Here is a 10200-nt window from a genome sequence, read left to right as displayed (position 1 = left end):
TTGACCGGCTGCTGATAGTTGTTAATAGCTTGTAACACCCGAAGAACCTGCTACTCATATGTTTTAACATCACTTTTCTGTTCAAAAAACAGACACAGATTGATGTGTATGAAACGAATAATGACGCAAAAAGAGATAAATTTGATACAAAAGAAGGGATATTAGGGGTATTAACCATTGAAAATATGAATATTAATTCGTTTTATCCGAGGTTTTATTCTCTTTGATATAGGCTTTTAATAACACACTTTCCCATTCCGGCAGCCATAACCAAAGCAGCATAGAAAGCATGACTAAAACATCGGATAACCAGCCTTCACTTAAGATACTTAATAACCCTATGGCGGCAATCACCACACGATCAATCTGATGCACTTTATGATTTCTTAACATAGCTACCTCCGCTAACGATTAAAAAACGGCGGTTTTCTGCCGTTTTTAAGTCACAATTTATAAGTTGCATAATTAATACCAAGTTCAGGAAATAATGAGCTAAAAAACGCCGCAAAATAGCGCGCAAGAGCTAAAAAAAAGCCCCGTTTGGCTAATAGCAGCAAAAAACATATCCCCACTCTCCTCTACCAGCACTATTGATATAGTTTATAATGCCCAGCCCCCCCCTAGGAAAATCTGAAAAACACAGCCAAAAACCACATTAAAAATTCAAATAACAATCAAAAGTAAGCATTTATTGCTTAACAAATAATCACTTGCAAATTATTTCTATGAGATATGCAGATAAAATGCATACAATAGCAGCTGAAATTAATACAACATAAGAGACTCATCTCACAGCAGATAGAGATATAATAATATGGAAAATATAATAGAAGTCGGGGCTATCGAATCTTTAATAATAGCCATCCTGGTGCTTTTTATAGGGCGCTTAATCAATGCCTGCTCACCAAAACTAGCCCAGTTTAATATCCCGGAACCCATTCTGGGCGGATTAGTTGTAGCCGTACTAATAACGATCCTTCATCAGCAGGGCACAACAATTGCCTTTCATCTGCCCTTACAAAATACCTTTATGCTGTTATTTTTCAGCACCATCGGCTTAGCCGCCAGCTTCAAGTTATTAGCTCAAGGCGGTACAAAAGTTTTTCTATTTTTAGGCATCGCCTCGCTGTACATCATTATTCAGAACGGTGTCGGTGTTACTCTGGCCAGTAGTTTAGGGCTGGATCCTCTAATGGGATTAATTGCCGGCTCGATTACTTTGTCCGGCGGTCACGGAACGGGGGTGGCCTGGTCGCAGACTTTTTCCGAAGACTACGGTTTACAAACCTTAGAATTTGCAATGGCTGCGGCAACCTTTGGTTTAGTAATGGGCGGCATTATCGGCGGCCCGGTCGCACAGCGTTTAATTAATAAAAAAGGCTTAGAGTCTGAGTTTGGTAAAGGAGCAAATCACCATGAAACGCACCCTGAACTGGTTACCTATAATCAGTTAGAAGAAGATAAAGTCTGTGCGAAAAAAATCACAGAGACACTGTTTATTATGTTGATTTGTATCGTTGGAGCACAATATTTCAAAGAACTTGTTGATAGCTTTGATATTAAATTCCTGAAGATCCCTGACTTTGTTTATGCTTTATTTATCGGGGTCATTATTACCAATCTTACCGAAACCACTAAAACCTATAAAGTAAATGCAGAAACCGTGGATATTTTAGGTACTGTTTCATTATCGCTATTTTTATCAATGGCTTTAATGAGCTTAAAACTCTGGGAGATATTTGAACTAGCACTGCCGCTGCTGGCCATTTTAATCTGTCAGACAATTGTCCTTGGGGCTTTCACTTATTTTATTACCTTTAAAGTAATGGGCAGTAACTACAATTCAGCAGTTATTGCCGGCGGCCATTGCGGTTTTGGTATGGGGGCAACACCTACAGCAGTAATGAATATGGGCGCATTAGTCTCACGAAATGGTCCTTCACCACAGGCCTTTATGGTGGTTCCTATTGTCGGGGCGTTCTTTATTGATATGACAAACTTAATTATCCTGCAGGGTTATATCGCTTTTATTGCTTAATACAGTTTTTCTCAACTAAAAAGGTGCTTAATACACCTTTTTAGTTTCTCTAAACTCACTTTAAAACGACCTCTATTTTCTCCACCCGGCATCAAAATAAAACCTATGTTCTATAATCAGTAATACATTTCAAGTATCGCGGAGAAATAACCATGAAACACAGATTCTGTACATTACAGCTGGTTATTTTCATATTCTGCTCCTGCTTAGCAACGCTTCACGCTAAAGAACTGAGAATGGTAACCGTTGACTGGGCCCCCTATTACGGCTCAGAAATGACCAATAACGGTGTTATTACCGTCATAGTAAAAGCCGCATTTCAACGTTCGGGTATTCAGTCATCAGTAAAATTTATTCCCTGGAAACGCGCGTTGAAAGAGGTTGAAAGCGGCAAGTCCGACATATTAATGGGCGCTTATTACACCGACGAACGGAGCAAAACTTATTTATACAGCGAACCTATTTATGATATCCGTGTCGGGCTAGTCGCCCTTAAATCATTAGGGTTAGGGCACTACACAAAACTCCAGGATTTAACCCCTTACACAATAGGGGTAGGCCGGGGCTGGGCTAATAGTGATGAATTTGACCAGGCTGATTACCTCAATAAAAAAGGCGCAACCAACCAGATATTAAATGTACGTAAACTGTTTAAGAAACGGGTTGATATGATATCAATTTCTTATGATGTTTTTCGTTACGAAGTTGCCGCCATGGCGACACATACACTTGATGAAGTTGTATTTATTGAACCGCCCCTGCAGATTGCAGCGCTTCATCTGATGACCTCCAGGCAGAATCCAGACAAAGAAAAGGTAATTAATGCATTTAACCGAGGGCTGGCAGCGATTAAACAAGACGGCACCTATGATAAAATATTAAAAGAGTACGGTTTTTAATTCTTACAATGGTTGGAAATTCAAATGAATGAATTTGAACAAAGTATATTTACTATTCTTTATTACGTCCCTGCGGGAAAGTTAACCACCTACGGCCGCCTTTCTAAAGCGGCCGGTTACCCCAATCATTCCCGCCACGTTGGTAAAGTACTTGCCCGTCTGCCTAAAGATACTAAGCTGCCCTGGTTTAGGGTCGTTAACTCGCAGGGGCAGATCTCACTCACTGGAGAGGCGTTTCTTCGTCAGAAAAACCTGCTGGAAAATGAAGGGATCTGCGTTTCCGTAGAAGGAAAAATTCAGCAGTTTCGCACCTTACTGATCGAATAGTTGAAATCCACTATAACTACCGAAAATGAACAGCGATGCTTTTTAGGCGCTTCGATGTATAATATGCGTGATTTTATTGAATAAATGGTATAAAAAGTGATCCAGCTAACCCCAGAACAGATTCAGCAGCAGCTGACAGATTTAAATTTTAAAGCACAGAACATTCGCATTGTGACAGTTAGTGCAATGGAAAATGAAGCATTAGAAAAGAGTACCAGTAAAGAAGGTGAAAGCTTCTACAACAGTTATATGAACGTAATCTTTCGCCACGGAGAAAGATATGTGCTGGGGTACCGCTGTGAAGATCCTCTGGTAGATCATGCAATTATCAAAAAAGGGGATTTATATTTTGATCCTACTCTACAGGCTAACGGTGATTTTAAAAGCTATCAGTTTGCCGTATTAACCGAATTTAAAATATTCGATATGATGAAACATGCCAAGTCCAACAAAGATTTCCCGCCCGATGTGGATTTTCTGCTGACTAAGAAAAAGCACTTTAAAAATATTATTAATATCGATAAGTAAGCCCTAGGCTTTGTTTTCATTTGTCAGCATTTTTTAGCATCAGAAACAAAAAGGCGCTAAAAAGCGCCTTATGAAGTAAGTTAACAGCAGCTTGCATCTGTTTGATCAAGCTCTGCTGATAAATGTCCCTTCTCTGCTTAACTGCCAGTTACTAACACTGCCCTCATCTCTGCTTAACTGCCCCTCATTATTACTGTCCTGCAGTGTAAAATTACCACCTTTATGATGTTTACCGCCTTTGCCTTTACGCTCTGACTTAAAGGCTTCAAATTCAGCTTGGGAAATCATACCACTGCCGTCTGTATCAATGTTATCAAAGTCCGCTAATAAACGCCCCTGCAGATCATCTTTACTTAACTGACCGTCACTGTTGCTGTCCAGCTGCGCAAAAGTCTGACGTTTATGGTGTTTACCGCCTTTGCCTTTGCACTCTGATTTGAAGGCTTCAAATTCAGCTTGGGAAATCATACCGCTGCCGTCTGTATCAATTTGATCAAAGTTCGCGAGTAGACGTCCCTGCAGATCATCTTTACTTAACTGACCGTCATTATTGCTGTCCAGCTGTGCGAAAGTCTGACGTTTGTGGTGTTTACCGCCTTTGCCTTTACGCTCTGATTTGAAGGTCTCAAATTCAGCCTGCGAAATCATACCGCTGCCGTCTGTATCAATTTGATCAAAGTTCGCAAGTAGACGTCCCTGCACATCATCTCTGCTTAACTGCCCGTCATTATTGCTGTCAAGCTGTGCAAAAGTTTGACGCTTATGGTGTTTACCGCTTTTGCCTTTACGCTCTGATTTGAAGGCCTCAAATTCAGCCTGCGAAATCATACCGCTGCCGTCTGTATCTATTTTATCAAAGTCCGCTAATAAACGTCCCTGCAGATCATCTCTGCTTAACTGGCCGTCATCATTACTGTCAAGCTGTGCAAAGGTAGGACGCTGCTTGTGCTGCTTACTGCTTTTTCCTGTGTAATTCATTTTAAAGGCATCAAACTCAGCGGCTGAAAGCGTACCGCTGCCGCTTGTGTCAGCGTCATCGAAATGTACCAATAAACGGCCACGCGCTTCGCTTTTACTTATCTCGCCGTCACCGTCCTTATCAAGCTGTGCAAATGTCGGGCCTTTATGCTGTTTATCAGACTGGAAAGAACTGTTATTTTCCTGAGAAAAAACCACGTTTTCATTTACCAGATTAGCAAAGGTATAAGTTGCGGTGCCCATTAATATTGCGGCTGTAATCAATGTGTATTTTTTCATAATTATCTCACTTATTTCATATAACGTGCTGTTCATATCATTCGTTTTAACTAAGGCGAATGTGCTTGATGCTATGCAGTGCCGGTCTAAGCCAGGCATCTCTACAAAGCGTCCTATTAACTTGATGAATACACTATAAGATGCAAATGAGCAGGAAATGTGGAGAAAATAAGGAGATTTATAATGCTAATTTATAACCCACGCCATAAATTGACTTTATATATTCACTATCAGCCGAAATATCCTGCAGTTTACGGCGTAAGTTTTTGATATGACTATCAATGGTGCGATCCGTCACAATGCGGTTATCGTCATAAATCTGGGTCATCAGCTGCTCACGGCTGAATACCTGTTCAGGATGTTTATTAAAAAAAGAAAGCAGACGAAACTCTGCAGGGGTTAGCGGTACAGGCTGTTCATTAATCACGGCCTGCATTTTTTTGTCATCTATGCAGAGCCCTGAACTTTGCTGCTGAGCAGTATTTTCGTCACCGGAACGGCGTAATATATTTTTTACCCGCACCACCACTTCTCTTGGACTGTAAGGCTTGCAGATGTAATCATCAGCTCCCAGCTCAAGTCCGACTAAACGGTCTATCTCATCGATTCTAGCGGTCGCCATCACCACTGGAACCTGACTAAAAGTACGCAGTTCGCGAAAAATATCAAGGCCGTTACGCTGCGGCAGCATTAAATCCAGGATCAACAGATCCGGCTGGTGCAGCTTCACCCAGTCGATAACTTCTAAACCGTTATCGATAATATGAGTCTGAAATCCAGACTGAGAAAAATATTCACATAAAACAGCAGCCAGTGAGGGTTCATCTTCAACCACAAGAATCGTTTTTTTCTGATAATTCATAACTTAAATTTCCTTAATCGGCAGTGATATTTTTATCTGCAGCCCGCCCAAAGATGAATGTTCGGCACAAATACTGCCGCCGTGTGCGTTAACAATATTGCGACAGATAGATAAACCAAGCCCGGAACCACCGCTGGCTCTGCTGCGGGACTTGTCAACACGATATAAACGGTTAAACAGCTTTTCTAATGAGTCATTCGGCACCGCAGGGGCACTGTCTTCGATAATCAGGTCAATACTCTGTTCGTTGTGCAGTAAAGTTATCTGCATCTGCCCGCCGGGATCTGTATAGCGGTAGCTGTTTTCAAAAATATTTAAAATCAGCTGTATTAATGATTTCTGATCGGCCTTTAAGATCAGCACGCGGCTGTTTTCATAATTACGTTTCAGCTGTATATTTTTTTCAGCTAAGCGGGCTTCATTCTGGTCCGCAACCCTCTGCAGGAGCTGCGTTAAATTAACCTGCTGGGACCGGTCAATATTTACACCTGCATCAGAAAGTGATAACTGGTAAAGGTCATCAACCAGGCAGCGAAGATTCATGACTTGATCATGCAGTGATTTTATATATTTAGGCTCTGCTTTACGAATACCGTCCTGTATTGCTTCTATTTCACTGAGTAAAACAGCAATCGGTGTCCGCAGCTCATGAGAGATATCCGCCAGCCACTGCTCTCGAGTCTGCTTCTGCTCTTTTAGTGTATTAGTTAAACTGTTAAAGGTTACTGACAGCTCAGCTAACTCATCATTTCCATGAACCGGAATCTGCTGCTGAAAATCACCATTTTCCAGTGCTTCGGCACTGCGATGCAGATCTTTAAGGGGCTTAAGAAAATGCCGCACCAGCAGAGCGGCCACAACAAATGAAAACAAAGCAGCCCAGGCGGCAATCAGATAAAAGTTGTTTAACTGCTGCTCAAAAAAGCTCTCGGCAAGCGGACCAGAAATCTGATTTTTCTGAATAATAGAGATCCAGCCGACGGTTTTATCATTCACCAGAATAGGCACTTTAATAAACTGCAGCTCTACTTTTTGATGTTTATGTTGTTTAGGACCGTAAAGAACCGGATTTTCCTGTTCATCAAGCAGAAAAACTCGGTTATGCAGCAGCGACACCTCCTCAGCAGAACGATGCCCCCGCGCCCGTTTATCTCTAGATGAGTGTTTATCTCTTTTTGGACGCTCAGCAATATGTTTCAGTAAATTATTCCATAACTGCGGCTTAGCTTTGATTTTATTCCAGCCGTACTGCGTTGAATAATACTGGCTTATCTGCACTGCAATCACTTCAAGTTTTTCCACCTCGCGTTGATTAAGGTAGGTCTGCAGCCCGCTTTGAAAACTATTATTAATCAGCAGTGCCATACCAGCCATCATTATTGCGCTGATAAGCAGCAGAGAAACAAACAGTTTATGAAAAATAGTTAAGCGCATTCGGGTGACCTTGCAATGACAGATTAAATGACTAGCTTTAAATTAAACAAAGCACTTTATGCTGTCTACAATTATTTACAGAAGCATTCACAATTGAGGCGTGCATTTATCAGCAGATCGTTCAGTAGAAAATACTATTCTGATTGTAAAAAGCTATGCAGGTTAGCCTTTTGTCAAAACTGTGCATTGTGATAGCGCGTAATAAAATGAATAGATTATTATTGCTGTAAATGAATTAAAATTTTTCTAGCGTTAATTTCAACTATCAGAATGATATACAAAAATATTTAACAGGGACTTCCATGGCTAAAATTAAAACAATAACAACAGATGATATTCTTCTGGTCTTATGTAATTCAGTAAAATCAGTACTCAGTACTGCTACCGATCATCCGATTAACTACTCTTCGATGGTGCAGAAGATCAATAAAACCTGCCTCAAACCGGATCTCGGCTGTTTTGTACTATTTGACGGTGGTTTCTCCGGATTAGTTATTATCAACTTTACAGCTGAAGCCGCCATCGAAATCTATCAAAACTACATGACTCATATGGGAATTCCAAAAAATGAACTGGCACAGTCGCATACCGCTGATGATGTTGGTGATGTGATGGGCGAACTGATGAATCAGATTGTCGGGGATTTTACCGGCGTGATCGGTCATGAACTGCATACTTCAATTACGCAAAATCAGCCTAAAATGTTAACCATTAATAAGCAGGTGAATCTATCAATTGATACAAACCTGGACCGCCCGCAGGCAAGGCGAGTGACTTTCACAACCCAAAAAAACAGCATATTCTATTTAGAATTAGCAATGGATAAAACTGAGTTTATCAAGCTGGCTAATTTTGAAGAAAGAGAAGCCTTTGATGCTGATTCAATTCTTGAGCAGGAAAACGGCAAAAAAGACAATAAGCCTGAGCCTAAAGATGAAATCACCAACCTCGTTGATCAAGACTTGCTCGATCAGCTGGGTTTCTAACAACTATTTTTCCAGCCATCACAATAAGAAACGTTTAACTGCCTGCCGCAGTTAAGCGTTTTTTTATTCCCGCAGTGAATAACCGTTTGCAGCTGAAATAATACTTCAAAAAAACTGAACAAATTGCGCTGTATAATCCTCTGTTTTAATCATTTCTAATCCGTATACTTTGTAACAAGCCAACAGAAAAGGATAAAGTCATGACTAATGTATTAGCGTTAAAATCGAGCATTTTAGGAGATTACTCCAGCTCATCAAAATTAATTGATGAATTACTAGCTCAGTATGAAAAGCAGCAGGCGTCAGTTACACTGCACGACCTTGCGGAGCGGCCTCTGCCTGTTTTAGATGGCGAAATTGCATCAGCAATGAGATCAGCCGAACAGCTGAATGATAAACAGCAGCACGCATTAAACCTTTCAGACCAGCTGATCAATGAACTGGAATCTGCCGACCTATTAGTGATTGGCGCTCCTATGTATAACTTTATGATCCCGACACAGTTAAAAATCTGGATAGACCTGGTTGCACGTGCAGGTAAAACATTTACTTATACCGAACAGGGGCCCGAGGGGTTAATCACAGGTACCCGCGCTATTATCGTCACTACCCGCGGCGGCATGCATAAAGATCAGGCCAGTGACCAGATGATCCCCTATTTAAAAAATGTGCTTGCCTTTATCGGCATAACAGATGTTGAAGTTGTTTATGCAGAATCATTAGCGATGGGACCTGAAGCCGCTGTACTTAACCTTGATCAGGCACGAGAACGACTCGCTGTTGTGGCCTAATTCCTTCTTCCTTTTATAAGAGATCAGCTGGGATTTTTTAATGTCCCTTAAAAGCCCTTTTCCCTGCTGATCTCATCTGCACATCTGTATATAAATAAGTGCTTTGAACTATACTTTAGTATATACCCATGTTACTTCAAGATGCTTTGTCAGGCGCTAGCTCGGACTCCAGAGCAAGGCGCAACATGAGGTAATTGTTATTCACTTTTCGATTGTTGCAACGCAGGGCTGGTTTTCGAGCTAATGCCCCGCAGGGCAAGACAACTTGCACCAACCTGCGTTGTTATAAAATCTCTATGTAGAATAACTATAAAAGAATTAAAGTGTTTATTTTAATTCTACCGAAAGAGAATTAACGCAGTTAATTGCTCGAAAGGTTCAATTTTATGCCTAGCATCTCGGCACAATTTGTCCTGCTGACTTTGCATCTTGAAATATCATGGGTATAACAATCACTAAAGGAGATCTACTTATGAGCATTGTAGAAAGAGTGAGCACATACCTTGATAAAACGTCTGTCCACTATCGGTTAGTCGAGCATGCACCAAGTAAAAATTCTCTCAGCTCAGCTATTCGTTCGAATGTTCCTGCATCTCAAGTTGCTAAAGCAGTAATGCTGGAAGATCATGCGGGAAACAAGCTGATGGCAATTTTACCGGCCAGCCATAAAATCAGCTTAACCGCACTCAACGAACAGTTAAATCGAAAATTTCATCTGATTAAAGAATCTGCTGTTTATGATCTGTTTGATGACTGCAGTCTCGGCGCAGTGCCACCTCTGGTACAGGCGTCCGACATAGATAAAGTCTACGACGATAATTTACTGCTGCAGGAACAGTTATATCTGGAAGGCGGCGATCATACTTCCTTAATACAACTGACTCAGAATGAATTCAGCCGCCTGATGCACAATACAAAACATCTACACTTCAGCCATAGAGTCTTTCATTAATAACAGGTGCACTCAAGAAGCGAATTAATGCTCAACATACACAATTAATATGTATGTTGAGTATTCTTAGTTCCCCCCTTCCAGCAGCTCTTGCCTAGCCTTTCAAAAAAGCATGGCAACATAAAA

The 10200-nt window shown here is 41.0% G+C and carries 11 protein-coding genes; 7 read left to right on the top strand and 4 right to left on the bottom strand.

Annotated elements, in window-relative coordinates; genetic code table 11:
- Positions 1 to 192: 192 nt before the first annotated feature.
- Positions 193 to 393 carry a hypothetical protein gene (locus G327_RS0110025; RefSeq protein ID WP_019614638.1) on the bottom strand — a complete coding sequence of 67 codons (201 nt, stop codon included), beginning with the start codon at positions 391 to 393 and terminating at the stop codon, positions 193 to 195.
- A gap of 421 nt (positions 394 to 814) precedes the next feature.
- On the opposite strand from G327_RS0110025, the gene gltS reads away from it, so the two are divergent.
- The 4 genes from gltS (at position 815) to G327_RS0110005 (ending at position 3792) form a co-directional block, all read left to right on the top strand.
- Positions 815 to 2038 carry a sodium/glutamate symporter gene (gene gltS, locus G327_RS0110020; protein WP_019614637.1) on the top strand — a complete coding sequence of 408 codons (1224 nt, stop codon included), beginning with the start codon at positions 815 to 817 and terminating at the stop codon, positions 2036 to 2038.
- 152 nt (positions 2039 to 2190) lie between these two features.
- Complete coding sequence (locus tag G327_RS0110015) at positions 2191 to 2937, top strand: substrate-binding periplasmic protein (protein ID WP_019614636.1); 747 nt, start codon at positions 2191 to 2193, stop codon at positions 2935 to 2937.
- A 24-nt stretch (positions 2938 to 2961) separates the two neighbouring features.
- Entirely contained in the window at positions 2962 to 3264 is a 303-nt protein-coding gene (locus G327_RS0110010; protein WP_019614635.1) for an MGMT family protein, read from the top strand.
- Positions 3265 to 3360: 96 nt separating this feature from the next.
- A complete protein-coding gene (locus G327_RS0110005; RefSeq protein WP_019614634.1) occupies positions 3361 to 3792 on the top strand; it encodes a hypothetical protein in 432 nt (143 codons plus the stop codon).
- A gap of 105 nt (positions 3793 to 3897) precedes the next feature.
- On the opposite strand, the gene G327_RS26025 is transcribed toward G327_RS0110005, so the two are convergent.
- From G327_RS26025 to G327_RS0109990, 3 genes are all read right to left on the bottom strand, one after another.
- The gene (locus G327_RS26025; protein WP_169337232.1) at positions 3898 to 5049 is read right to left on the bottom strand and encodes an EF-hand domain-containing protein; all 1152 of its coding nucleotides are present in this window, start codon (positions 5047 to 5049) and stop codon (positions 3898 to 3900) included.
- 178 nt (positions 5050 to 5227) lie between these two features.
- Complete coding sequence (locus G327_RS0109995; RefSeq protein WP_019614632.1) at positions 5228 to 5911, bottom strand: response regulator; 684 nt, start codon at positions 5909 to 5911, stop codon at positions 5228 to 5230.
- Between the two features lie 3 nt (positions 5912 to 5914).
- Positions 5915 to 7345 (bottom strand): ATP-binding protein, encoded by a 1431-nt coding sequence (locus G327_RS0109990; protein ID WP_019614631.1) that lies wholly within the window; start codon positions 7343 to 7345, stop codon positions 5915 to 5917.
- A 302-nt stretch (positions 7346 to 7647) separates the two neighbouring features.
- On the opposite strand from G327_RS0109990, the gene G327_RS0109985 reads away from it, so the two are divergent.
- From G327_RS0109985 to G327_RS0109970, 3 genes are all read left to right on the top strand, one after another.
- Positions 7648 to 8331, top strand: a complete 684-nt coding sequence (locus G327_RS0109985) for a DUF3334 family protein (RefSeq protein WP_019614630.1) — start codon at positions 7648 to 7650, stop codon at positions 8329 to 8331.
- A gap of 200 nt (positions 8332 to 8531) precedes the next feature.
- Entirely contained in the window at positions 8532 to 9122 is a 591-nt protein-coding gene (locus tag G327_RS0109975) for an FMN-dependent NADH-azoreductase (RefSeq protein ID WP_019614628.1), read from the top strand.
- Positions 9123 to 9594: 472 nt separating this feature from the next.
- The gene (locus tag G327_RS0109970; protein WP_019614627.1) at positions 9595 to 10074 is read left to right on the top strand and encodes an aminoacyl-tRNA deacylase; all 480 of its coding nucleotides are present in this window, start codon (positions 9595 to 9597) and stop codon (positions 10072 to 10074) included.
- Positions 10075 to 10200 lie beyond the last annotated feature (126 nt).

The organism is Psychromonas ossibalaenae ATCC BAA-1528, assembly GCF_000381745.1.
GTDB lineage: Bacteria > Pseudomonadota > Gammaproteobacteria > Enterobacterales > Psychromonadaceae > Psychromonas > Psychromonas ossibalaenae.
The sequence above is the reverse complement of the archived record's forward strand: the minus strand, read 5'-3'. Positions and strand labels throughout refer to the sequence as shown.

Coding starts and splice junctions, on each gene's coding strand:
- G327_RS0110015 (WP_019614636.1), top strand. CDS start 2,191: ATGAAACACAGATTCTGTACATTACAGCTGGTTATTTTCATATTCTGC.
- G327_RS0110010 (WP_019614635.1), top strand. CDS start 2,962: ATGAATGAATTTGAACAAAGTATATTTACTATTCTTTATTACGTCCCT.
- G327_RS0109970 (WP_019614627.1), top strand. CDS start 9,595: ATGAGCATTGTAGAAAGAGTGAGCACATACCTTGATAAAACGTCTGTC.
- G327_RS0109990 (WP_019614631.1), bottom strand. CDS start 7,345: ATGCGCTTAACTATTTTTCATAAACTGTTTGTTTCTCTGCTGCTTATC.
- G327_RS0109985 (WP_019614630.1), top strand. CDS start 7,648: ATGGCTAAAATTAAAACAATAACAACAGATGATATTCTTCTGGTCTTA.
- G327_RS0110025 (WP_019614638.1), bottom strand. CDS start 393: ATGTTAAGAAATCATAAAGTGCATCAGATTGATCGTGTGGTGATTGCC.
- gltS (WP_019614637.1), top strand. CDS start 815: ATGGAAAATATAATAGAAGTCGGGGCTATCGAATCTTTAATAATAGCC.
- G327_RS26025 (WP_169337232.1), bottom strand. CDS start 5,049: ATGAAAAAATACACATTGATTACAGCCGCAATATTAATGGGCACCGCA.
- G327_RS0109975 (WP_019614628.1), top strand. CDS start 8,532: ATGACTAATGTATTAGCGTTAAAATCGAGCATTTTAGGAGATTACTCC.
- G327_RS0109995 (WP_019614632.1), bottom strand. CDS start 5,911: ATGAATTATCAGAAAAAAACGATTCTTGTGGTTGAAGATGAACCCTCA.